Genomic DNA, 25047 nt, shown 5'->3' with positions numbered 1-25047 from the left:
GAGACAAAATGGATTTTGAATTATTTAAATCATTGGGACAACTTATTTTTGCATTGGGAGTTACTTTTGGTTTAATGTTTTTAAGTTTTAAAGTTATGGGCTCAAAATATAATGTTATTAATAATAATAAATATATAAAAGTTATAGATCGAGTCCAGATTACAAAAGAAAATTCCATATTGATAGTTAAAATAGGAGAAAAAGGATACATAATGACTAGTACAGCAGGACATATGGAAAAGTTATCAGAACTATCAGAATATGAAATTAAAAACATTGAAGAAGATAAGAAGAAGTCCAATGAGGAAATAATTAAAAATTACAAGCAGGCAGGACTTAAATTTAAAGGGATGATTTCAAAGACGATTAAGAATATAGGATCAAAGGAAGAGAAGCATGAAAAATAATAAAAGAAAAATAGCATTTGTTTTTATGATGGCTATTGGAATAATAATGTTTTCAACTGTACATGCATATGCTGCTCCGAGTAATACTAATATGCCACAATTAAATATTTCTCTTGGAAATCAAAATGGTACTCCACAAGATTATGCTGCTAGTATAAAGATATTAATATTTTTAACAATTGTATCATTACTACCTTCAATTGTTATAATGATGACATCTTTTACTAGAATAGTCGTGGTATTTTCGTTTCTTAAAAGTGCAATGGGAGTGCAGCAGGCAGTTCCGAATCAAATATTAACAGGGCTTGCAATATTTTTGACCTTGTTTATTATGAGACCTGTATATACTCAAATAAACACAAATGCAATACAACCTTATTTAGATAATAAAATAACACAAGAACAAGCCTATGAAGAGGCATCAAAACCATTAAAGGAATTTATGTTAAAAGAAACTAGACAAGATGATTTGAAATTATTTGTAGATATTAGTGGTGTGGACGCAAATAATATAACAAGAGAAAATGTAGCATTTACAAGTTTGATTCCAGCTTTTGCTATTAGTGAATTAAAAACAGCATTTACAATAGGATTTTTGATTTATTTACCATTTATAGTTATTGATATGGTAGTTGCCAGTGTTTTGATGTCTATGGGTATGTTTATGCTTCCTCCTACAATGGTATCTTTGCCGTTTAAATTAATACTATTTGTTATGGTAGATGGATGGCTTTTATTAACTAAATCACTAATACAGAGTTTTATGTGAGGTGAAAATTATGACGCAGACAATGCTTACTGCTGTAGTTAAAGATACAATAGTAACAGCAGCAAAAGTAGCTGCACCTATATTGATAGTTGTACTTGTATTAGGCTTGATTATAAGTATATTACAAGCATCAACTCAAATACAAGAACAAACCTTAACTTTTGTACCTAAATTAATTGCAGCAGCTGCAGTGGGAATATTTTTAGGAAGTTGGATGCTTGAAACGATAATGTCTTTTACACATAGGATTTTTGATTTAATATCAAAAGTAATTACATAAGGAGGGAAGGCTTTTGGTAGATATAGCCTACTTTCTAGCATTGTTTCTATTAGTTTTGCGGCTAACTTCATATTTTATAGCGGTTCAAGTATTTTTTCCAACTGGAACACCTGAAATTATGAAAGGTGTTTTTTCTTTAATTTTAGCTTTTGGGATGATGTCTGGAATAGATTATTCTACAGTTAATACTATTAATAGTAGTTATATATTGATAATATATGCTGTAAGTGAAATTACTACGGGCTTAATCTTGGGATATATTACAAGTTTGGTTTTTCATGCTGCTAAGCTAGCAGGAGAGTGGATGGATATACATGCAGGATTTTCAATGATATCAGTAATAGATCCAACAAGTCAAAGTTCATCAACTTTACTGGGAAACTTTTCACACTTTGTTGCAGTAGCATTTTTCTTTATTATTGATGGGCATCATATAGTTATAAATATGTTAGTGGAGAGTACTAAAATAGTTCCTATTGGAAAAACAATTGTATATCAAGAAACTTTAATGGGAGTAATGCAGACAATTTCAACATTTTTTACTTTGGGAATAAAGATAGCAATTCCAGTAGTATTAATAATTGTTATGACGGATGTATGTTTGGGGCTGATTTCAAGAACAGTACCAACTATTCCTATTATGATTTTTGGTGTTCCAATAAAAAATTTGCTAGGGTTAATTACATATACTATACTATTGCCATTAATGCTTAAATTACTAGGTACAGCTATATATAATTTACCAAATATTTTCCGGGAAATAGTTAATTTAATTCCTGCAGTTCCATTATTGCTTATTTTTGCAGCTGATGACAAAACTGAAGAAGCTACACCAAAGAAACAAGGTGATGCTAAGAAGAAAGGTCAGATAGCTAGGAGTAAAGATGTTTCTGTTGCAATAACTATGATAATCTGTACGGCAGTAATATCTGCTTCATGGGGAGTATTAACAAGTGGATTTAAGGATGTAATAGTTTATTTTTTTAGATTTCCAATGTTGGATAGCTTTAATGAGGCATCACTTTCATATATAGTAACTACTGTTGCAATGAAAACAGCAAGTTACTTATTTCCTTTCATTTTTCCTTTAATGATAGGTGGAATTGTAGCAAGTATAATGCAAACAGGGTTTATGTTCACTACGGAACCATTAAAACCATCTTTTGGGAAAATGAATTTATTCTCTGGATTTAAGAATATGTTTTCAAAAAGAAGCATGATAAATATGTTAAAGAACATTGTTGTAGTAACAATTGTATCGATAATATCATATAAATACTTAGCAGGAAATTATCAAAATTTATTAGGAATTTCAAATCTCTACCTACCTTCTTTGAGTGATGAAGTTAAAAATTTAGTAGTGGGAATTTTTAAGCAGATTTGTATAGTACTTGTTGTAATTGCAGCCATAGATTATTACATTCAAAAGAAAATGTACAAGAAGGATATGAAAATGACTAAGCAAGAAGTTAAAGATGAATATAAAAATGCAGAAGGAGATCCAGTAATAAAGGGAAAAATTAAGCAGAAGCAAAGAGAAGTATCAATGAGAAGAATGATGTCTTCTGTTCCAGATGCAACAGTTGTAATAACAAATCCTACTCATTTAGCAATTGCTTTAAAATATGAGGAAGGTAAAGATATGGAAGCACCAAAGGTAGTAGCTAAGGGAGCTGATTACATTGCATTTAAGATAAAAAATGTTGCTAAAGAAAATAATGTTCCGATCATCGAAAATAAACCTTTGGCAAGATTGATGTATGATAGAGTGGAAATAGGCGAAGATATACCTAAGGATATGTATCAAGCTGTTGCAGAAGTTTTAGTTGTAGTAATGAAACTTAAAAAATAAGAAATGTCAATGTTTAATTGATAATATTCAAATATCAAATTTTTATCACTAATATGTTGATATTTAATGATTGAAATTTGAATTATTTAGAAGGATAAACGCAATTAAGCAAGAATATAGATATATAATACAATTTGATTTAATTTGAAATAAATATGCCCTTTAGATTTTAATTATGGTGGTAAAATATGAATGGGAGGTTTAAATTTTGGAGTTTGGTAACAAAAGGCTGAATATAAAGGATAATTTGGATGTAATTATAGCATTTGCAATTATTACTATTGTACTAATGATTGTAATTCCATTACCAAAACAACTTATAGATTTACTTTTAGCTTTAAACATAACAATTTCTATAATTATAATATTGATTACGATGTTTACAACAAGTGTATTACAATTATCCGTTTTTCCAACGCTATTGCTGGTTACAACGTTGTTTAGATTAGCACTTAACATATCATCCACAAGGTTAATACTGCTCGATGCAGATGCAGGAACAATTATTACAGCCTTTGGAAATTTTGTTATAGGTGGAAATTATGTAGTTGGTATTGTAATATTTTTAATTATAGTCGTAATTCAATTTATGGTTATTACTGCTGGTGCAGGTAGAGTTTCAGAAGTAGCTGCAAGATTCACTCTTGATGCTATGCCTGGTAAGCAAATGAGTATTGATGCTGACTTAAATTCAGGGTTAATAGATGAAGAAACAGCAAAGAAGAAAAGAAAAGACCTTCAATCAGAGGCAGATTTTTATGGAGCTATGGATGGTGCATCTAAGTTCGTAAAAGGTGACGCTACAGCTGGAATTATAATTACGATTATAAATATTGTTGGTGGAATGATAATTGGAATACTTGGGAAGAATATGAGTGCTGCTACTGCTGCACAAACATATACTATTTTATCTGTTGGTGATGGTCTTGTAAGTCAACTCCCAGCCTTATTAATATCAACAGCTTCAGGTATTTTGGTAACACGTTCAGGAAGTTCAGAAACATTAGGAGATACATTGTCACGACAATTAACAGGATTTCCTATAGCAACAGGAATCGCTAGTGCAATAATGTTATTTTTAGGGATTGTGCCTAGTATGCCTAAAATTCCATTTTTTGCAGCTTCTTTAGCAATGGGATCTCTAACTTATCTGCTATATAAAGATGCTGCTAATAAACAAATGGAGGATTTTGTTTCAGAGGAAGAAGAGATTATTCAAGCAGAACGTAAAGAGCCAGAAAATGTTATGAATTTAATTTCTGTAGAACCAATGGAAGTGGAAATTGGATATGGTCTTATCCCGCTTGCAGATGAAGCTTCTGGAGGGGATTTACTTCAAAGAATAGCATCAGTTAGAAGACAATGTGCTATTGAAATGGGAATAGTTGTACAACCTATAAGAATTAGAGATAATCTTCAATTAAGAACTAACGAATACATAATAAAAATAAGGGGAACTATGGTTGTGTCTTCTGACTTAATGCCAAGCATGTTGCTTTGCATGGATCCTACTGGGGAAAATTCAGATATCCCTGGTATAAAGACTGTTGAACCAACTTTTGGTCTTCCAGCAGTTTGGATAAATAAGGATCAAAGAGAAGAAGCAGAAATTAAAGGATTAACAGTTGTTGATCCAACAACTGTTATGGTAACGCATTTAACTGAAACTATTAAGAGTCATTCTTATGAATTACTTGGTAGACAAGAAGTTAAACTTATCGTTGATAATGCAAAAGAAAAATATAGTGCAGTCGTTGAAGAGCTTATACCAGATTTGTTATCAATTGGTGAACTTCAAAAAGTATTACAAAATTTACTTAGAGAAAAAGTGCCAATTAAAGATACAGTTACTATAATGGAATCATTAGCAGATAACTCAAAAAATACTAGAGATTTAGAAGTATTAACTGAATATGTTAGATTTGCATTGGCAAGAACTATTTGTAATCAAGTGGTTGATGAGAACAGAACAATTACAGTTGTAACATTAGATCCTAGCATTGAAGAAATAGTATCAAGTAATATACAAAAATCTGTTCAAGGTTCATTCCCAACAGTTGACCCAGAAACGACAACTAATATACTTACAGGTATTAAAAATACTGTTGAATCAGTATATTTCTATAATAATCAGCCAATAATATTGGTTTCACCAAATATAAGACCTGTATTTAGAAAATTAATTGAAATGGTATTTCCACATATTATGGTACTTTCATTAAATGAAATACCAAATGATGTTCAAATTAATAGTGAAGGAGTCATAAGAATTTAGATGATTATTAAAAAATATCTTGTGAAAGACATGAACGAAGGTTTAACTAGAATTAGATACGAATTAGGAAAAGACGCTATTATCATAAGCCAAAGAAAAGTTAGAAGACCTGGAATCATAGGGCTATTATCAAAAAAACTAATTGAAGTTACGGCAGCTGTTGAAAATTCTACAGATCAGGAAAAAGATAATAGGAGTTTTAAACAAGATAAAAATTACTATAAACAAAAGGATGAAGAAGAAGAATTTAGGAATTCTTTAGAAAGCATAAAAAAACTCATGCAGAATGAAATGCTATCCTCTAATAGTAATAATATAATCAAAGAAGAGGTAAAGGCTGAAACATTATTTGATAAAATTTTAGAACATAATACTAATGTTGAAAAAGAAACAGCTACGAGTAAAGAAGAAAATATACCTCAAATAAACAAAGTTGATAAGATCCAAACAAAAGCTGTAAAAAGTAATGATGAAGAAAATTCAAGTATGGAATCAATACATAAAGAAGTAACTGAATTAAAGGATTTATTGAATAAAGTAATAAAGACAGGTACTTATGGAGAAATTTCAGAAAATCTTCTTCAAGAAAGACTAAAAAATCTAGATATTGATGAAGCACTTCAAGATGATATTTTAAGTGTTGCAGAAACAATGAAAACTGAAGATATTGATGAAATAGAAATATTAAGAGATGTATTTGAAAGAGACATATTAGTAGCTAGACAAAATTTAACTGGACGAGTTGTATTAGTTGGACCTACTGGTGTAGGTAAAACTACTACTATAGCAAAGCTTGCAGGAAGATTAGCTCTTGTTGAAAAGAAGAAGGTTGGATTAATTACAGTTGATACCTATAGAATTGGAGCAATTGAACAGCTTAAGACATATGCGGAAATTATGAATATTCCATTTAAAGTTGTAATTACCATGAAAGAAATGGAAGAAGCAATAGAAGCTATGAAGGAATGTGATGTCATTCTTATTGATACAACAGGAAGAAGCAGTAAAAATGCAATGCAGATTTCTGAGTTAAGAGCTTTTGTACAAAAGGCGAACCCTGATCATGTCGATATGGTAATAAGTGCAACTACTAAAAATAGTGATATTAAAAGTATATTAAAAGGTTATGCGGAACTTGACTTTGATAATATAATTATTACAAAACTTGATGAAACTACAGTATATGGGTCTCTATATAATATAGCAAAATTATCGAATAAACCAGTTAGTTTTATTACTATTGGACAAAATGTACCAGATGATATAATGGTACCAACCAAGGAAAAGATTGCAAGTTTCATCCTAGGGGAGGAAATTATATGCTAGATCAAGCTGAAGCCTTAAGAAGATTGGTTAATGAAGAGGATGAAAAAAATTCTGCAACTAAAATAATAACTGTGACATCAGGAAAAGGTGGAGTTGGAAAAAGTAATTTTGTTGTAAATTTAGCCATAACTCTTCAAAATCAAGGCAAGAAAGTTCTGATTTTTGATGCTGATTTAGGAATGGGAAATGATGATGTTTTAATGGGATTATATCCTAAACATAATATATTTGATATAGTATTTACTGGACTTGAAATAAAGGATATAATTGTAGAAGGAACTAATGGTGTAAATTTAATTCCAGCTGGATCTGCATTAAATAAAGCTCAAGAGTTAACGGAAGAAGAAAGAAAACTTTTTTTGGAGAAACTTGAAACTTTAGACGAGTATGATTACATTTTAATGGATACAGGTGCAGGGGTTAATAAGGATGTATTATCTTTTATAGCAGCTTCTGAAGAGTTAATTATTTTAACGACTCCTGAACCAACATCTCTAACTGATGGTTACAGTTTAATTAAGGCTACTGATCATTTTAAGCTTAAGACTACAGCAAAAATTGTTGTAAATAAGGCTTTTACAAAGGAAGAAGGAGAAGAAACCTATAAAAAATTTGACAGGGCAGTTAGTAAGTTCTTGAAGATTAATATTGAATACTTAGGATGTATACTGGAAGATAGGAAATTAGTTCAAAGCGTAAGACAACAAAAACCTTTTGTGGTATTATACCCAAATTGCGATGCAGCTAATGATATTCATAATATAGCCATGAAGCTTATGGGCCAAGAAGTTAATTCTTTAAATGGAGCAAAGGGGTTATTTAAAAGACTATTCAATATATTTTCATAGGAGGATTTAAAGGTGATTGATTTTAACTTAAAAGTTAATGACAGAATAGAGATAGTGGCAAATGAAAAAGCATACAAATCGCTAATCTTAGACGTTGAAGATGAATTTTTGAGAATAAATGTACCGGTATATGATGGAGATTATTTAGTATTACATACAGGGGAAGAAATTGAGATTAATTCTTATTTAGATGAAAGCAGATGTTATAATTTCTTTTGCACGGTGCTTTCAAGAGGTAAAGAAGGAAACATTATATACTACAGATTATCTACACCTTTTAATGTGGCCAAGATACAAAGAAGAAATTTTTTTAGGGTTGAATTAGTACAAGAAATACAATTTAAGAAAATAACAAATATAGATGAGGATGATATTGAGAGTATACCTTATCAAAAAGGGTTAATGGTTGACGTAAGCGCTGGTGGCTTAAGGCTGAAGACTAAAGAGGATTTGAGGAAAGGTGACATAATTTTAGTTGATCTTAAGCTTCCTAAGATAGAATTTGAATTGAGATGTGAATTTGTGAGAAGTGTAATAGCTGATGATAAAGAGAAATTATGTGGTTTAAGATTTGTTGACATCATGCCTACACAAGTGGAAATTATTATCAAAGAACTTTTCCAGATAGTTAGAAAACAAAGATCTAATGTATAAATGTTAGATGGAAAATAGAGATGAGAAAAAAATGGGGAGGTAATGAGGGTATGCAGGCATTAAAGAAAGATGTTGATGGAAAAGAACAAATAATACAAGAATATATTCCATTAGTAAAATATATTGCCTCAAGGGTTATGTTCGGTAAAAATAAATATATGGAATATGAAGATTTAGTGAGTCATGGTATGATTGGACTCATGGATGCTATTAATAAGTTTGATAGCACAAAAGGAATGAAATTTTCATCTTATGCATCCATAAGAATTAAAGGTGCAATGATAGACGAACTGAGAAAGAATAGACCAATTTCTAAAGGAGCTATGGACAAGCTAAATAAATATAATAAAGCAATTGATACTTTACAAGCTGAGTTGCTCAGAGAGCCATCCTGTGATGAAATTGCAAAGCACTTAGGTATATCTTTAAGCGAAGTTGCAGAAATTGAAAATTATATCAACTACATTTCTATGGTCTCCTTGGAAAATGTTATTTTTTCGGATGATGAAGATGTAAATCTTATTGGAATAATAGAAGATAAAAATAGTCCAAGTCCTGATTCCTATCTGCAGGATAAGGAGCAGCTGGAGACATTAACTAAGGCAATAGAATTGCTTAAAGAAAAAGACAAGACAGTATTAAATCTATATTACTATGAAGGTTTGACCTTAAAAGAAATAGGTGCAGTATTAAGTGTATCTGAATCTAGAGTTTGTCAATTACATAGCAGAGCCATAAGTAGTTTAAGAGAATGTATGCGAAAACTGCATTATATGGATTAAATTATACATATTAAAATGAATTTACAATTGATCATTGATCATTGATCATTGATATTTGAGGTGTTTTATGCCATTAATATTATTAGCAATCGGAATAGGTTTGATAATATACAATTATAGAGCTATTAAAATTGAAGAAAAGGCAAAAAATACAGATGAAGGTTTAGATATTCCTTTTGAACGTGTACTTTCCAATAATAAAGAAGAATTGGAAGATTATAAAATAGAAATTGGAATTTTGCGAAGAGATATAGCTGAAAGCCTCACTGAGTTGCAAGAAGAAATTTTAGAAATGAAAAGTGAGATAAATATACTTAAGAAAAACGAAAAGTTATACGAAAATAAAGAAGAATTAGAAAATAATGATGTTATAAAATCTGATTTATTAATAGAAAATAGTGAAGCTTCTGAAGAAAGTGCTGATATAAATGAAAACTCATTGCTTAAGGTTGGTGAAGATGTAATATCTGAAATTAAATTTTCAAAAGAAACTGACAGCAATAAGACTCATAAGATTAAAAAACTTTTGGAAGAGGGATTAACTGAAGAACAAATATGTCATGAATTATCTGTGAGCAAGGGGGAAGTGTTATTAGTAAAAGGTTTATTCAAAAAATAAAAAGCATTATCTTGAAACTCATGGATAAAAAAATTTTATTAGGGATAGGAATAGGACTTGTTATTGGGGTAATATTCATGTGGGGATATGATTATACTTCGAGCATGTCAGATAGTCAAATTGAACAAAAAGCTAGAGGATTAGGTATGATTTACCCAAATGAGAGTAAATCTTTGTTAAAAGGAGAGGATTAAATTGATAAGAGGATTGTATACTTCTGTTTCAGGATTAATAGCACTTCAAAATGATCAGGAAGTAACTACAAATAATATTGCTAATATAAATAACACAGGATATAAAAAGCGTGATTTGACAAAAAGTAGTTTCGATGATGTTATGATATCAAATAGACAAAAGCTTGATGGAGATAAATATGTTAGAAATGATATTGGAAAATTAAGCTTAGGAGTAAAAGTTAATGATGTAGAAACTGTATTTACACAAGGGACTCTTAAAGCTACAGATAGTTCAACTGATTTTGCCATAGATGGAAGAGGCTTTTTTGTAGCTCAAAATGGAAATCAAGAAGTGTATACGAGAGATGGAAATTTTAAAATTAGCAATCAAGGATATTTGATTACTAATGATGGATCTCAAGTTCTAGGTACTAATCTTGCAACAGGGGCAAGGGAACCTATTTATATTGGAAATAATAAATTTTCTTTAGATGCAGAAAATAATATTAACATAGATGGAATTGGGCAGACACATAAATTATTAACTGCTGATTTTCAAAGTTATAAAAATTTAGAACCTATTGGTGATAATTATAGTACAACAGAGAATCCAGTTTATGATGCTAAAGTTAATATAAGACAGAATTTCCTTGAAGGTTCAAACGTTGATCCTTCAACAGAAATGGTAAAGCTTATGGAAATAAAGAGACAATTTGAAACAAATCAAAAGTTTGTAAAAATGCAGGACGAAACAATTCAAAAAGCTGCAACTGAATTAGGACGTGTATAGAAATAGGTATAAAGGAGTAAAAAATTATGTTTAATATTTTCGCAACCGGAAAAAGTGGGTTAACAGCATATCAAGAAAAAATTGATTATATTTCAAATGACTTGGTTAACAATGAGACAACAGGTTATAAGAGAACAGATGTAAATTTTAAGGATTTAGTAACTGATACATTGAACAGAAAGGGAACCCCTTTAGTCAATGAAAAAGCAGTGACTGGAACAGGAGTTAGGTTAGGTACAAATTATGCAAGTAATAAGCAGGGAAATCTTATTACAACTGGTGGAAAGACTGACTTAGCTATTGATGGAAAAGGTTATTTTGGTCTTACTCAATCAGATGGAACTGTTGCATATACTAGAGATGGTAATTTTAAAGTAGATTCGAATGGAGTTTTGGTTGATACAAGTGGAACAAAAGTGTATGTGGAATATACTAATGGAGCCTCAGAAGGTAATCCAGCATTAGATAGTCAAAATATTTCTATAGCTCAAAATGGTGAAATATCAATGAAGGTTGATGGGCAGGAGACAGTAATAGGGAATATACCGGTATTTACATCTATAGGAGATAAAAGTTTTATACCTGTTGGAAATAATCATTTTGTTCCTGCATCAGATGCACAAGTAACTTTAAGTAATGATTATAATATTGAACAAGGCTATTTAGAAGCATCGAATGTTGATACAGCTGAAGCTTTTTCAGATATGGTATTAACAACTAGAGCTTTTCAACTAAGTTCAAAGGCAATAACCTCTGCAGATGATATGTGGGGAATGATTAATAGTATGAGATAATTAGTTTAGTGGCAAGTAAAATTTGATAAGTTATTAGTTAAGTAAAATATTGGTTTTGATAAAAAGGTTATCTATAAAACTGTATGTATTTTAGTTTGTAACTTATCATCTAGAGCTTGTCATTTTTTTATTTTTCTCAACTTCCTCAACATGTAAATTTAGACTTTACACAAATTAATTTTAAAAGTAAAATAAATATGTATTATTTTTTATTAAAAGACATAGGAGGAATTATTTTGGAAAACGTAGTTTATGTAACTGGACACAAAAATCCCGATTCAGATTCCATTTGTGCTGCATATGGTTATGCAGAATTTAAAAATAGAACTAGCGATCTTCCTGCTGTACCAGTAAGACTTGGAAATGTAAATAGAGAAACACAATTTATCTTAGATTATTTTGGAGTTAAAGCTCCAAAATTATTAGAAACAGTTAAGCTTAAAGTAGAAGATTTAAATTTTGATACCATTGAAGCAATCAAAGGTGATTATTCTTTAAGAATGGCTTGGAATATTATGAGAGATAATCATATAAAGTCATTGCCAGTAACTGATGCTAAAGGACATTTAATAGGAGTTCTTTCTATTTCAAATTTAACATCATCATATATGGACATAGGAGATAATGATATATTAGCAAAAAGTAAAACATCAATTGAAAGCATTTTAGATACACTTTCTGCTAACAGTATATACATAAATGAAGAATGCAAAGTATTCAAAGGAAAAATTGCTGTTACAGCAATGCAGCCAGAAAGCTTAAAGGAAATCGTTGATGAAGGTGATATTGCAATTGTAGGGGACAGACCTGACGTGCAAGAGGCATTAATAGATATAAAGACATCATTGATTATTATAACGGGCTCTCATAAACTTGCAGAAAATTTATTATCTAAAGCTAAGGAAAATGGAGTTACTATTATTAGTACCCCTCATGATTCATTTACAGCATCAAGATTATTAATTCAAAGTATACCTGTAAGTTATGTTATGGCTACTAAAGATTTAATTTCATTCTCAAAGGATGATTTAGTTGAAGATATTAGAGATATTATGGCTGAAACTAGATTTAACAGCTATCCAGTAGTTGATGAAGATGGTAAAGTTATAGGAACTGTTTCAAGATATCATTTGATTTCTAATCACAAGAAAAAGGTAATTCAAGTAGATCATAACGAAAGAGGCCAATCTGTTGATGGGCTAGAAGAAGCAGAAGTTATTGAGATTATAGACCACCACAGAGTTGCAGATATTCAAACAAGTAATCCTATTTTCTTTAGAAATGAACCATTAGGAAGTTCATCTACTATAGTTGCAAAAAGTTATTTTGAACTTGATTTAACACCATCAAAGGAAGTTGCTGGATTATTATGTGGAGCTATTATTTCAGATACTCTATTATTTAAGAGTCCAACTTGCACAGAACAAGACAAAATAGTTTGTAAGAAGCTAGCTGAAATAGCTGGTATCTCAAGTATTGAAGATTTCGCTAAGGAAATGTTTAAGGCAGGTACTTCTTTAAAAGGAAAAACTGTATCTCAAATTTTTAACCAAGACTTTAAGCCTTTCACTATGGGAGATTATAAAGTAGGTGTAGCTCAAGTTAATACAATGGATATTGAAGGCTTTATGCCATTAAAAGATGAAATGTTAAGTTTCATGAAAAGTGAAGCAGATAATAAAGGTTATGCTGTAGTTGCTTTATTATTAACAGATATATTAACTGAAGGCTCACAGGTATTAGTTGCAGGAGATAGACCTGATTTCATTGAAAAGACTTTTAAGGTTGAATTAGTAGATTCAATGGCCTTCTTACCAGGAGTATTATCAAGAAAGAAACAAGTAATACCACCACTTACAAATGTGATTAATTCAATGAAATAGTTAATTCAGTTAAGTGTTTCGGCAGTGTTTTTAAATTATCGGGGATAATTTAAAAACACTGCTTTTTTGTATTTTATTTTTAATAGTCAATTGTGATGGGAAAGTATTTTTTTAGAGGTGATATAAAAGTATTTTAAGGTCATGGAATTACATTTAAATAGGATAGAATAATATTTATTGGTGATAGAATTATATCTATAAGTGCATAACTTTTCTAAAGTGAAATATATATAGTAATATATTTCTATTTAGGAGGAAAAAGTTGTGATACAGGAAAAAGAGTTGACTTCGGGTCTTAGTACTAAGGAAGCGGAAAAGAGAATTAAGAACTTTGGACTTAATGAATTGAAGCATCAAAAGAAGATATCTGCTATAAAAATATTATTATCGCAATTTAATGATTTTATTGTTTGGGTATTAATTGCAGCAACAATAATTTCGGGAATAATAGGAGATAAAGCAGATGCTGTTACTATACTTATAATAGTAGTAATTAATGCAATATTAGGATTTGTTCAAGAATTTAGAACAGAGAAATCATTAGAAGCTTTAAAAGAGTTAGCTGCACCAACTTGCAAAGTTTTAAGAGATTCAAGTATAAAAATTATTAACTCAATATATTTAACTATAGGTGATGTAGTTATTTTAGAGGCTGGTGATAGAATACCAGCTGATGGCTTTTTTATTGAGAGTTCAGGAATCGTTGTAGATGAATCACTATTAACTGGTGAATCAGTTGGAGTGAATAAAGAATGTGGAAAATATAAAATTAGTTCAAAGAAAGCAGAAGAAGGGAAAGATGGTAGCAATAAATTAGGAAAAAGCAAAAAAGAAAATGGTCTTAATAATGAAGGATTTATGGGAACAACAGTAGTTAAAGGAAGAGGCTTATTTAAGGTTGACTGCATAGGAATGGATACTGAAATGGGAAAAATAGCGGATTTGATTCAAAATATTGAGGAAGAAAAATCTCCATTAAATAAGAAATTAGATTCCTTAGGTAAAATTCTTGTTGTTATCTGCATTATTATTTGTGCTATTGTAACTATAATGGGGATAATAAGAGGTAATGATATTACAGAAATGTTTTTACTTGGTGTAAGTTTAGCAGTAGCGGCAATACCAGAAGGATTAGCTGCTATTGTCACAGTATCTCTTGCTCTTGGAGTATCCAGAATGCTTAAGAAAAATGCACTTATTAGAAAACTTCCAGCAGTAGAGACCTTGGGTTGTACATCTGTAATATGTTCTGACAAAACAGGAACCTTGACTCAAAATAAGATGACTGTAAAAGAAGTTTATTTAAATGGAAGAATTCATGAACTTGAAAAAGAAAAATTAAATGACTATACAAAGTTTATGAAGGCACTAGTATATTGTAATGATTGCAATTATGACTTTACTAAAAATAAAATGTGTGAAGTTATGCATGGAGATCCAACAGAAACAGCGTTGGTTAATGTATTTTTTAGCGATTCTAAAGAATTAGAACGCTTTATAAATAGAGCCAACAGAGTATATGATATTCCCTTTGATTCAACAAGAAAGATGATGTCTGTAATAGTAAAAGAGGAAGGAAAGGAAACTTGTTATGTAAAAGGAGCTCCTGAAAGGTTGATTGATAAATGTGATTTGATTTTGGAAAGTGGTAAGCTTAAACCTTTCACATATCAAAAGAAAAAGCAAGTAATGGAATTTATTACTGCAATGTCTTCCAGAGCCTTAAGATGTATTGCTGCTGCTTATAAAGAAGAACATTTAACAAGAGGAGAGAGATTAGAGCAAAATCTGATTTTTTTAGGTGTTGCAGGAAGTATAGATCCACCTAGACAAGAAGCAGCAGATGCAGTGCTAAAGTGTAAACTTGCAGGAATAAAACCGGTTATGATTACAGGAGACCATAAAAATACAGCGCTTGCTATAGCAAAAGCTTTGAATATATGCAATACATCAGACCAAGTAATGACAGGAGAAGAGATCGAAGAAATAAGTGACTTAGAATTAGAAGGAACGATTAAAAAAATAAGAGTATTTGCAAGAGTATCTCCTAACCATAAGTTAAGAATTGTACGAGCATTTAAGAGAAAAGGTAATATTGTTGCTATGACAGGTGATGGTGTAAATGATGCACCTGCAATTAAGGAATCTGATATAGGGGTTGCAATGGGGATTTCTGGGACAGATGTTACAAAAGAGGCATCTTCAATGATTCTAATGGACGATAACTTTTCTACTATTGTAGCAGCTGTAGAAGAAGGAAGAATAATATATGATAACATAAGAAAATTTATCAGATATTTATTATCTTGTAATCTTGGTGAAGTATTAACTATGTTTCTAGCAACTATTTTTTATTTACCTAATCCATTAAGCCCAATTCAAATATTACTTGTAAATTTAGCTACAGATGGTCTTCCAGCAATAGCACTTGGAGTTGATCCACCAGAACAGGATATAATGAGACAACCTCCAAGAGAAAAGAAAGAAAGCATTTTTGCTAGGGGATTAGTAGAGAAAATATTAGTTAGAGGATCACTTATAGGATTGTGTACCTTGTTATCATTTATGGTTGGAAGATTTTATAGGATGAATTTAGAGGAATGTAGGACGTTAGCTTTGTGCACTTTAGTAATGTCCCAGCTTATACACGTATTTGAGTGCAGATCTGAAAGACATTCCATTTTCCAAATAAAATTATTGACAAATCCATATTTAGTAGGTGCAGTGTTAATATCAGTATTACTAATGTGTTCAGTACTATATGTACCATTTTTACAAAATATATTTCATACTGTAGCATTAACGCTAAATCAATGGCTTATTGTAATTTTCTTTTCAGGAATAATTGCATTTATAAATAGCGTGTATTTACTAATTAAATCCAAATAATAGATATTAAGACAAAGTGTATTATTTTACTATTAAGAAATTAATTTCTTATACGAAAGATAAATGAAGGTAAAAACTCAAGGAGGAGAAATTATGGTTATAACACATAATTTAAGTGCAATGAATGCACAACGCAAGTTAGGAACAAATGTACGTAATCAAAGTAAAACGGCCGAAAAATTAAGTTCTGGATATAGGATAAACAGAGCAGGAGATGATTCTGCTGGTCTTGCAATATCTGAAAAAATGCGATCTCAGATTAGGGGATTGGAACAGGGAAGTGTAAATTCTCAAGATGGAATTTCATTAATTCAAACTACAGAAGGTGCAATGAGTGAAGTTCATAGCATGCTACAAAGATGTAAGACCTTGGCAACACAGTGTGCAAATGGTACTTATCAAGATAAAGATAGAGAAATGGCAAATCAAGAACTACAAGAAATTAAGAAAGATATTGATAGAATAGCAAAGAATACTACATTTAATGGGAACTATGTATTAGATGGTAGTTTAAGTAGTGCGGGAGCTAGTACTCAGGAGCAGAATCAAGCATTACAAGGCTTGAATACTTGGTGGATAAGCAGTGCTCAAAATTTAGTCAAAAATGCAACAGGACTTGACGTACCATCAGGAACAGGAATGAAAGTTGTAATGGATAATAATATGGCATCTAATCTTGCAGCATTTGTACAATATAGTAATAACATTGCTAATCCAAATTTAGAATTGCATGTTAGTACTGCTTTTATAAAGGGTTTGGATTTAACTAGTGATAAGGATGGAAAAACAGGAAATATTTATATAGACAGAGTTATCGCTCATGAATTAACTCATGCAACCATGGCAGCAACAACTGATATGTGGAATCAGCCTACTTGGTTTATAGAAGGCGTAGCAGAATGTGTTCACGGTGGTGATGACAGAGTAGAAGGTATTTTAAGTAATGGTCTTAATACAGTTTCAGGACTTACAAGCACTTTAAGTAGTGGCTGGGCAAGTAATAATGATAAATATGCTGCAGCATATATTGCAACAAGATATATGAATAAATTATATGAAACTGGAGCAGGTAATGATGGTATTAAAAATATATTAAATCAGTTAAAAAATAATACAAGTTATACATTTGATCAAGCTTTGACTGCAGCAAAAGCTGCATCTGCAAATCCATCATCAGCGCCAGCTACTGCAAGTGCATTTTTATCGAAACTGTCATCAGATATTAACAGTACAAGTGATTTGCTGAGTTTAGCTAAAATAGATTTAACTGATGCAGATACAGGTTCTTTAACAGGTTCTGATGCAAGTGGAGGAGCTCCGTTAGATGCATCAGATATAGTACCAGAAGCAGGTGCATTAAATACAACGACGCCAACGGGAACTTCTACAATTGGAAACTATTCAATAGAATGGGGAACACCTATAACTGGAAAAGGAATGGATATACAAGTTGGTGGTAATATTGGAGATATAATATCAGTGACAGGTGGAAATGTTACTTGTGGTTCTTTGGGAATAGATAATATGGATATTTCATCAAGAAGTGGTGCTGTTGATGCATTAGCTATAATTGATACTGCTATTAATAATGTATCGACTCAAAGGGCTACATTAGGAGCAACGCAAAATAGATTGGAGCATACTATTACAGCTACAGATAATACATCTGAAAATCTTACAGCAGCAGAAAGTAGAATAAGGGATGCTGATATTGCTAAGGAAATGATGTCTTACACTAAGGATAATATATTAACTCAAGCTGCACAGACTATGCTGGCACAAGCAAATCAGCAGCCAAACAAAATCCTTGGACTACTACAAGGATAACCAATGGAGAATAAAATCAATAAAAGCTGGAAAATTAATATTTAAATTTTCCAGCTTTTTAAGTTTTGATAAACTTAAATCTATCTTCTCATCATATTTGAAGCTTGTTGACGCGATTTTTTTAGTTGACTGTGGTCAATTGGAATTAAATCTTTTTTAGTTGTAAGATTTAATAAATTCATAATTTGAACTTCTTGTGAATTTTCTTTCTTGCTTTCCTTATCACCTGTAACACCCATTACTATAACTTTATTACCTTGCTTAACAGGGATGAATTCGGGTTTTTTAAACCATCTATTTTTCTTATACCAGCATTTAACGATTTTTGTACCAACTTCAGGTTTAATAACCAGTTCAACCATTAATCTATTGAAGATAATGTAACTCTTTTCAATTAACTTTACAGATAAAACAGTTCCAGAAATACTTGTAATTCTGTCACCATACTTTTCTATATAAGCATTTTGAAAATAGTTACCGAACTTATTGCTCAGTTTTTCTTTAAGACCCATAAAAATTACTCCTTTACATAAAAATATAGCTAACAAAGCTATGTTACTTAAAATACTTAATTATTATACCATATGTTTAAAGTACAGGAAAGTAAATAATAGGGCATTACATTACATAAAAATTATGCTATAATAATGTATCAATAATGGGGTGAGATTAATGGAAAATAAAATATTACATATTGATATGGATGCTTTTTTTGCATCAGTTGAGCAACTAGATAATCCAGCACTTCGTGGAAAGCCTGTTATTGTTGGTGGTGCAAGTGAAAGAGGAGTGGTATCTACTTGTTCGTATGAAGCAAGAAAATTTGGGGTTCATTCAGCGATGCCAATCTTTATGGCTAAAGAAAAATGTCCAAATGGAATATTTGTACCTGGGAGGTATGGCAGATATACTAAAGTTTCTCAAGAGATATTTAAAATATTTAATGAAGTGACTCCTTTAGTGGAACAGGTTTCTATTGATGAAGGATTTCTAGATATATCACAAGGAAAGTTTAATGATGGAATGGAAGCAGCAAGATATATTAAGAATAAGGTGTTTAGAGAAGTTGGATTGACCTTATCTATTGGCATATCTTATAATAAATTTTTAGCAAAACTTGCATCTGATTGGAATAAACCAAATGGGATAAAGGAAATAAATAAAGAAATGCTTCCAGATATCCTTTTTCCTCTTCCTATCTCTAAAATTCATGGTTTAGGTAAGGTGTCAGCAGCTAAGCTAAATAACATAGGAATATATTATGTAAAAGATTTATACAATATGCCAAAAAATTTTTATATAGATTGCTTTGGAAAAAATGGAATTGATATATATAATAGAATTCGAGGCATTGATAATAGAAAAGTTGAAACTCTTCACGAAAGAAAGTCTGTTGGTAAAGAAACTACACTAAAATTTGATACAAGAAATAAAGAAGAATTAGCTGAGTATTTAAAAGAATTTTCTTTTGAAATTGAAGAGATCTTGAGAAGAAAGAATGTTGTTGGAAAGACCATAACATTAAAATTTAAAACAAAGAATTTCGAAAACCATACACGAAGCAAGACCTTAAATTATTATATTGGAAATAATAGTGAGATTTTTAATGTTGCCAAAGAATTGCTAGAAGATGAAGAGTTAAATGAAGAGGTAAGATTAATTGGAATAAGTATATCCTCATTTAAAGAAACAGAAATGGAGCAGATAAGCTTAATTTAACAATGATCAAAAATCAATTGTCGTTTGAAAATTGATTTTTGATCATTACTTATTGTTCGTGGTAAGTATCTAAAATTATTCTATAATCAATATTGTTAAGGTCTGCATACATTCTATTCTTCTTGTCCAATTTAGCAATATATTTGTTATTTTTATAGTCGTGGTTTACTAATTTAAAGAAAAATTCTTGAAGTTCCTTATAAATAGAGTAATTTACCTCATTGTCATCTAGATAGAATGTACAGAATTTAACCATATGCATGTATGTATTGTATACTTGAAAAGTAATTTCTTCTTTATAATCTTCATAAGCATTTAATTCATTAAACTTTTCAACTAAAGCTTTTAAAGCTGCCATTTTATCCTTTATTTGAATATCTTTTTCATAGCTATTTGTAATTGAATGTAGATTGTTTTCATAGTAATACAAAAGAAGATCAGTTGCATAAACGCTCTTTAAATACAGCATAACAACAGGTAAAAAATCCATATCTTCATAAGTGACCTTTTCTCTAAATCTTATATGGTTGTCAATTAATATGTTTCTTTTGATAATTTTACTCCATAAAAATCCTGGATAAGCAATAAGCTGTCGTCTTTTTTCTATATTTAGTTTTCCCCAGGTATTTTCAGTAGTTGATAAAGCGAATTTTTCAACTCTTTTATTTTCAAAACAACAATCTACCATATCGTAATCTCCTGATATTGCTAAATTATATAGTTCTTCAAACATTTCGATTTCAACATAATCATCACTATCTACAAAGCCTATGTATTGGCCGCTAGCAATATTAAGGCCTTCATTTCTAGCACCACCAGGACCTTGTCTTTCCTTTAAATCTATTAAAATTATCTTATTTGGATAACGATTTTTATATTCTTGAAGTATATTAATGCTTTCATCTATAGAATTATCATTAATTAATATTATTTCAATCTCTTCTAAAGATTGATTTACAAGAGAATCCAAACATTTATGTAAATATATTTCGCTGTTATGTACAGGTACAATTATTGATACTTTTATCATTTTTTTCACTGTCCCTCTTTATAGTATATATATATTATAAAGGAAATTATAAAAAGTTAATACTTTATGTTAATATATTAGGAAATTAAATTTTAATAATATGTAAATTGTTCATGCATTTATGATTTATCTAAGGTAAAATTATGTGTAGAATAAATACTAAAATAGGAGGAGATTATGAGATTTGAACAACTAAAAAGTACAATATTAGCTCACATTAATGATTTTTCATATGATTCTGCAATTCAGCTAATAAGAGAAGGACTTAGCATAAACCTTTTTGATAGTGATTTATATTATTATATGGGATTAGTATATAATTATAAGAAAAATTATAACTGTGCATATTTGTGTTTTGAAAATGCATTACAATATTCTAAAAATATTGAAGAAAAAGATAATATTATTTTTGAAATAAATAAATTAAAGGAATCTAAAGCAATATCAATTAATAACTTTTCTATAATAATACTTACCTTTAATAACTTGAAATATACAATACAATGTATAGAAAGTATTAGAAAATATAATACATTAAATAATTATGAAATTATTGTAATAGATAATAATTCTATTGATGATACAAGGGAATGGCTAAAAGCTCAAAAAGATATTAAATATATACTAAATAGCGAAAACAACGGTTTTCCAGCAGGGTGTAATCAAGGAATAAGTATTGCTAATAAAGATAATGATGTTTTTCTTTTGAATAATGATACTTTAATAATGCCAAATTCAATTTTTACATTGAGAATGGGATTGTATTCCAATGAAAGTGTTGGATCAGTTAGTTCAGTAAGTAATGAAGCTCCATATCAAACTATACAAGAGAAATTTGAAAGTATATCTCAATATCATAATTATTCATTAAAAAATAATATTCCAAATGATAATAAATATGAATATAGGTTAACATTAATAGGATTCGCATTATTATTCAAAAGAACAGTATTAAATGAAGTTGGGTTATTGGATGAAATATTTACACCAGGAAATTATGAAGATAATGATATAAGTCTGAGAATTGTTAAGTTAGGATATAAAAACATACTCTGTAAAGATAGTTTCATATATCATTATGGTGGTAAAAGTTTTAAAAGAGATATTCAGCGTTATAGTGATATATTAAATGTTAATAATAAAAAATTTCAAGATAAATGGAGAATTGATCCAGAAAAATCTTTTAGAAGAAGAAATGATATATTAGAGCTAATAGATGAACTAAATAATTCAACCTTTAATATTCTCGAGATTGGTTGTGCTTGTGGAGCGACTTTACTGGAAATTAAAAATTTATATCCCAATGCAAATATTTATGGGGTTGAATTAGATAAAGATACTGCAGAGATCGCAAAGACATTTGCCAATATTACTATTGGAGATATAGAGAATTCTAAGTTAAATTATAAAGAGAACTTTTTTGATTATATTATTCTTGCCGATGTTTTAAATTATTTAAAATATCCAATTAAAACATTAGAAAATATAAAAAAATATTTAAAATATAAGGGGAAGGTTTTAATAAGTGTACCTAATGTAATGAATTTTACGATATTAAAAGATTTGATTAATGGAAATTGGTATTATGAAAATGAAGGATTTTTAGATGCGGAGTGTTTGAAATTTTTTACTTATAAAGATATATTAGCAATGCTAAAAAAAGCAAACTATAATAATATTTTTATAACGTCAATTGCAAATATGCCTGAAACTATTGAAGACAATGAATTTATTAACAAAATAAGTGCATTATCAAATTATGAAAATATTCAAGAAGAATTAATTAATTTTGAGTATTATATTAAGGCTCAAAATATAGATATAACAAACGATGAAAAAGAGAGAGCGGAAAATCTAAAAAATGATATTAATATTATAATTAAGGAATTAGATAAAAATTTAGAAAACGATGGTATGGTGTCAGAATTAATAAAATTAATAAAATCTGAAAATATAACAAGCAGTTATATTATTAAGAGGATTGAAAATAAGGTTAAACATCAAGGGAAAATATTAAGTAAAATTGCAATTGCATGTCTTAATAATAATCTAGAGGAGCATGTGCTTCCTCTTTTAGAAAAAGCAAATGTATTAGAACCAAGAGATCTGGATATTATTTACAACTTGAGTGCGTTATTAACAACAAGACATGAATATATTCAAGCATTAGATTATCTAAATTCATTGTATGCAAGTAATAATGATACAGATGAATTAGAAGATTTTATTAATGAACAGATAAATCAATAAGTATGAAAGATCAATTGTCAATTATAAATGGCTACTGACAATTGATCATTGCTGTCTAAAGAGCATACTCAATAATAGCTTTTAGAACTCCATGTTCTATATTACTTGCAGCTATGTACTTACCATATTGTTTCATATCTTCTGGAGCATTTTCCATAACAAAACTATATTCAGCTTCAGCTAGCATTTCTATGTCATTATAATAATCACCAAATACCATGGTTTCTTCTTTTGTAATATTTTCTGTATTCATTAGCTTTCTTAAAGCAACACCTTTATTTGCACCTGTATTGGAGATATCAATCCAAACCTCACCAGAACCAACCACATTTAATATATCTCCAAATTTAGGTTTGAAAACATTATTAAGATTTTCTAAGGAATTTTCTAAATTGCATATGGTAATTTTAACTATATCGTCATCAACATTTTTTAAGTCATCTACAGGATTAATAATTTTATAATATTTTTTTATTTCATTTAAATGACCTTCAGAACAATTCTTTTCAACATAAGCACAGTTAGCTGCACATAAGATAACTGCATTACCAACTATCCCTTTAGCACATTCGATGACCTCATGAACAAGATTTCTGTCAATAGAACTTTCATATATTATTTTACCATTTTCAACGACTAAAGCACCATTTTCACATATATAAGATAAATTTTCTCCAATAGGGTCAAAGTTGGCTTGTAAAGTATAATAAGGCCTTCCGCTAGCTACGACTAATTTTATGTTCTTTGCTGCTAAACGATCTAAAATTTCTGTAAATTCAATAGGTAAAACACCATTTTCATCTAACAATGTTCCATCCATATCTGTTGCAATTAATTTTATCATAAGAACTCCTTCCAATGCTTTATTCTTAAAATTTAACCTTTCTAATGATAGCATATAGTGATTGCAATTATCAATGTTCAATTAATAGCGAAAGCCCTTTAGGATTTCTTGAATTGAGATGTATAATCGTAATTAGACCTAATATAGATTATTTATCCAATAAAGTTATGAAAATTTTATTTTATAGTAAAAGATTTCAAGGGATTGTTTGAGTTTCATTAATAATTTAAATATGATAACATAGTAATGAAGAATTATTATGCGATAATTTTTCAGTGAAATAAGAAGAGGTGATTTATATGAAATATGCATTAGATGTACATACGCATACTATTGCAAGTGGGCATGCATATTCAACATTAATAGAAAATGCAAAGGCTGCATCGGAAAAAGGCTTAAAGGTTCTTGGAACTACAGAACATGGTGTTTCTATGCCACATTCTCCACATATTTGGTATTTCCACAATTATAAGGTATTACCAAGAGAAATGTATGGTGTGACTATGCTTTATGGGACAGAAGCTAATATTATTGATTATGATGGAAAGCTAGATATGGAAGACTATACCTTAGAAAAATTAGATATTGTAATTGCAAGCATACACGATGAAGTTTATAAAGTTGGAAGTGTTGAAGAAAATACAAGAGCTTTTATAAATGTAATAAAGAGTGGAAAAGTTGATATAATTGGTCATCTTGGAAATCCAGGAGTGCCAGTAGATTTTGAAAAAGTGATTAAATGTGCAAAGGAAAATGAGGTTTTAATTGAAATTAATAACAGTTCCTTTACTACATCAAGAATAGGAAGTTTAGGAAATTGTACAGAAATAGCAAAGTTATGTAAAAAACATGAAGCTACACTAATAATGAATAGTGATGCACATTTTTGTACATTAATAGGGGAATTTTCAGAAGCTGTTAATATGTTGGAATCAATAGATTTTCCAGAGGAACTTATAATAAATAAAGATCCAAATCAATTACTAGCTAGATTAAAGAAAAAAGGAAAATTACAGGACGTTGAACTCTAAAT

At 29.7% G+C, this 25047-nt stretch carries 22 protein-coding genes; 19 read left to right on the top strand and 3 right to left on the bottom strand.

The features are described 5' to 3' along the window. The first annotated feature begins 8 nt into the window (after positions 1-8). The 16 genes from L3B98_RS10190 to L3B98_RS10115 all read left to right on the top strand — a co-directional run bounded on the left by L3B98_RS10190 (position 9) and on the right by L3B98_RS10115 (position 18171). Positions 9-407, top strand: a complete 399-nt coding sequence (locus tag L3B98_RS10190; protein ID WP_238916527.1) for a flagellar biosynthetic protein FliO — start codon at positions 9-11, stop codon at positions 405-407. Then, a complete protein-coding gene (gene fliP, locus L3B98_RS10185) occupies positions 397-1176 on the top strand; it encodes a flagellar type III secretion system pore protein FliP (RefSeq protein WP_015394574.1) in 780 nt (259 codons plus the stop codon). The genes L3B98_RS10190 and fliP overlap by 11 nt, the downstream gene beginning before the upstream one ends. A gap of 10 nt (positions 1177-1186) precedes the next feature. Next, positions 1187-1456 carry a flagellar biosynthetic protein FliQ gene (locus tag L3B98_RS10180; protein WP_015394573.1) on the top strand — a complete coding sequence of 90 codons (270 nt, stop codon included), beginning with the start codon at positions 1187-1189 and terminating at the stop codon, positions 1454-1456. Positions 1457-1469: 13 nt separating this feature from the next. Continuing rightward, positions 1470-3308 (top strand): fused FliR family export protein/FlhB family type III secretion system protein, encoded by a 1839-nt coding sequence (locus L3B98_RS10175; protein WP_238916526.1) that lies wholly within the window; start codon positions 1470-1472, stop codon positions 3306-3308. A gap of 208 nt (positions 3309-3516) precedes the next feature. Next, on the top strand, positions 3517-5583 hold the full coding sequence (flhA, locus tag L3B98_RS10170; protein ID WP_238916525.1) for a flagellar biosynthesis protein FlhA: 2067 nt from the start codon (positions 3517-3519) through the stop codon (positions 5581-5583). Further along, complete coding sequence (gene flhF / locus L3B98_RS10165; RefSeq protein WP_238916524.1) at positions 5584-6909, top strand: flagellar biosynthesis protein FlhF; 1326 nt, start codon at positions 5584-5586, stop codon at positions 6907-6909. It abuts the gene before it with no gap. Next, positions 6903-7757 carry a MinD/ParA family protein gene (locus L3B98_RS10160; protein ID WP_015394569.1) on the top strand — a complete coding sequence of 285 codons (855 nt, stop codon included), beginning with the start codon at positions 6903-6905 and terminating at the stop codon, positions 7755-7757. The genes flhF and L3B98_RS10160 overlap by 7 nt, the downstream gene beginning before the upstream one ends. Before the next feature lie 12 nt (positions 7758-7769). Continuing rightward, positions 7770-8411, top strand: coding sequence for a flagellar brake domain-containing protein (locus L3B98_RS10155; RefSeq protein WP_238916523.1), 642 nt, complete (start codon positions 7770-7772; stop codon positions 8409-8411). 50 nt (positions 8412-8461) lie between these two features. Further along, positions 8462-9193 carry a FliA/WhiG family RNA polymerase sigma factor gene (locus tag L3B98_RS10150; RefSeq protein WP_015394567.1) on the top strand — a complete coding sequence of 244 codons (732 nt, stop codon included), beginning with the start codon at positions 8462-8464 and terminating at the stop codon, positions 9191-9193. Between the two features lie 67 nt (positions 9194-9260). After that, positions 9261-9812, top strand: a complete 552-nt coding sequence (locus L3B98_RS10145; RefSeq protein WP_238916522.1) for a hypothetical protein — start codon at positions 9261-9263, stop codon at positions 9810-9812. Positions 9813-9832: 20 nt separating this feature from the next. Further along, the gene (locus tag L3B98_RS10140) at positions 9833-10006 is read left to right on the top strand and encodes a hypothetical protein (RefSeq protein ID WP_198046256.1); all 174 of its coding nucleotides are present in this window, start codon (positions 9833-9835) and stop codon (positions 10004-10006) included. A gap of 1 nt (position 10007) precedes the next feature. After that, the gene (locus L3B98_RS10135; RefSeq protein WP_238916521.1) at positions 10008-10778 is read left to right on the top strand and encodes a flagellar hook-basal body complex protein; all 771 of its coding nucleotides are present in this window, start codon (positions 10008-10010) and stop codon (positions 10776-10778) included. 26 nt (positions 10779-10804) lie between these two features. Next, complete coding sequence (locus L3B98_RS10130; RefSeq protein WP_238916520.1) at positions 10805-11572, top strand: flagellar hook-basal body complex protein; 768 nt, start codon at positions 10805-10807, stop codon at positions 11570-11572. Positions 11573-11808: 236 nt separating this feature from the next. Next, positions 11809-13455, top strand: coding sequence for a putative manganese-dependent inorganic diphosphatase (locus tag L3B98_RS10125; RefSeq protein ID WP_238916519.1), 1647 nt, complete (start codon positions 11809-11811; stop codon positions 13453-13455). 264 nt (positions 13456-13719) lie between these two features. Continuing rightward, positions 13720-16344, top strand: coding sequence for a cation-translocating P-type ATPase (locus L3B98_RS10120; protein WP_238916518.1), 2625 nt, complete (start codon positions 13720-13722; stop codon positions 16342-16344). A 93-nt stretch (positions 16345-16437) separates the two neighbouring features. Further along, a complete protein-coding gene (locus L3B98_RS10115) occupies positions 16438-18171 on the top strand; it encodes a flagellinolysin (protein ID WP_077365521.1) in 1734 nt (577 codons plus the stop codon). 80 nt (positions 18172-18251) lie between these two features. Here L3B98_RS10115 and L3B98_RS10110 read toward each other — a convergent pair whose 3' ends face one another. Next, positions 18252-18683, bottom strand: a complete 432-nt coding sequence (locus tag L3B98_RS10110) for a hypothetical protein (protein ID WP_015394559.1) — start codon at positions 18681-18683, stop codon at positions 18252-18254. A 160-nt stretch (positions 18684-18843) separates the two neighbouring features. Here L3B98_RS10110 and L3B98_RS10105 point away from each other — a divergent pair, with 160 nt between their 5' ends. Beyond that, positions 18844-19890: a DNA polymerase IV gene (locus tag L3B98_RS10105; RefSeq protein ID WP_077365519.1), complete on the top strand. Its 1047-nt coding sequence runs from the start codon at positions 18844-18846 to the stop codon at positions 19888-19890. Between the two features lie 49 nt (positions 19891-19939). Here the strand turns inward: L3B98_RS10105 and L3B98_RS10100 are convergent, their stop codons facing one another. Next, complete coding sequence (locus L3B98_RS10100) at positions 19940-20920, bottom strand: glycosyltransferase (RefSeq protein WP_238916587.1); 981 nt, start codon at positions 20918-20920, stop codon at positions 19940-19942. A gap of 177 nt (positions 20921-21097) precedes the next feature. Between L3B98_RS10100 and L3B98_RS10095 the strand changes: the two genes are divergently transcribed. Beyond that, on the top strand, positions 21098-23170 hold the full coding sequence (locus tag L3B98_RS10095; RefSeq protein WP_238916517.1) for a bifunctional glycosyltransferase/class I SAM-dependent methyltransferase: 2073 nt from the start codon (positions 21098-21100) through the stop codon (positions 23168-23170). A 55-nt stretch (positions 23171-23225) separates the two neighbouring features. Here L3B98_RS10095 and L3B98_RS10090 read toward each other — a convergent pair whose 3' ends face one another. Then, positions 23226-24014, bottom strand: a complete 789-nt coding sequence (locus tag L3B98_RS10090; protein ID WP_238916516.1) for an HAD family hydrolase — start codon at positions 24012-24014, stop codon at positions 23226-23228. Positions 24015-24313: 299 nt separating this feature from the next. Here L3B98_RS10090 and L3B98_RS10085 point away from each other — a divergent pair, with 299 nt between their 5' ends. Beyond that, complete coding sequence (locus L3B98_RS10085) at positions 24314-25045, top strand: phosphatase (protein WP_077365511.1); 732 nt, start codon at positions 24314-24316, stop codon at positions 25043-25045. Positions 25046-25047 lie beyond the last annotated feature (2 nt).

This window comes from Clostridium sp. YIM B02555, assembly GCF_022320955.1.
Classification (GTDB): Bacteria; Bacillota; Clostridia; order Clostridiales; family Clostridiaceae; genus Clostridium; species Clostridium saccharoperbutylacetonicum.
This window is presented reverse-complemented; position numbering and strand designations above follow the sequence as displayed.

Excerpts from the sequence above, each read along its gene's own strand:
- L3B98_RS10105 (WP_077365519.1), top strand. The coding sequence starts at position 18,844 with ATGGAAAATAAAATATTACATATTGATATGGATGCTTTTTTTGCATCA.
- L3B98_RS10145 (WP_238916522.1), top strand. The coding sequence starts at position 9,261 with ATGCCATTAATATTATTAGCAATCGGAATAGGTTTGATAATATACAAT.
- L3B98_RS10090 (WP_238916516.1), bottom strand. The coding sequence starts at position 24,014 with ATGATAAAATTAATTGCAACAGATATGGATGGAACATTGTTAGATGAA.
- L3B98_RS10190 (WP_238916527.1), top strand. The coding sequence starts at position 9 with ATGGATTTTGAATTATTTAAATCATTGGGACAACTTATTTTTGCATTG.
- L3B98_RS10130 (WP_238916520.1), top strand. The coding sequence starts at position 10,805 with ATGTTTAATATTTTCGCAACCGGAAAAAGTGGGTTAACAGCATATCAA.
- L3B98_RS10115 (WP_077365521.1), top strand. The coding sequence starts at position 16,438 with ATGGTTATAACACATAATTTAAGTGCAATGAATGCACAACGCAAGTTA.
- L3B98_RS10100 (WP_238916587.1), bottom strand. The coding sequence starts at position 20,920 with ATGATAAAAGTATCAATAATTGTACCTGTACATAACAGCGAAATATAT.
- flhF (WP_238916524.1), top strand. The coding sequence starts at position 5,584 with ATGATTATTAAAAAATATCTTGTGAAAGACATGAACGAAGGTTTAACT.
- L3B98_RS10110 (WP_015394559.1), bottom strand. The coding sequence starts at position 18,683 with ATGGGTCTTAAAGAAAAACTGAGCAATAAGTTCGGTAACTATTTTCAA.
- L3B98_RS10180 (WP_015394573.1), top strand. The coding sequence starts at position 1,187 with ATGACGCAGACAATGCTTACTGCTGTAGTTAAAGATACAATAGTAACA.
- L3B98_RS10095 (WP_238916517.1), top strand. The coding sequence starts at position 21,098 with ATGAGATTTGAACAACTAAAAAGTACAATATTAGCTCACATTAATGAT.
- L3B98_RS10140 (WP_198046256.1), top strand. The coding sequence starts at position 9,833 with ATGGATAAAAAAATTTTATTAGGGATAGGAATAGGACTTGTTATTGGG.
- L3B98_RS10150 (WP_015394567.1), top strand. The coding sequence starts at position 8,462 with ATGCAGGCATTAAAGAAAGATGTTGATGGAAAAGAACAAATAATACAA.
- fliP (WP_015394574.1), top strand. The coding sequence starts at position 397 with ATGAAAAATAATAAAAGAAAAATAGCATTTGTTTTTATGATGGCTATT.
- L3B98_RS10085 (WP_077365511.1), top strand. The coding sequence starts at position 24,314 with ATGAAATATGCATTAGATGTACATACGCATACTATTGCAAGTGGGCAT.
- L3B98_RS10160 (WP_015394569.1), top strand. The coding sequence starts at position 6,903 with ATGCTAGATCAAGCTGAAGCCTTAAGAAGATTGGTTAATGAAGAGGAT.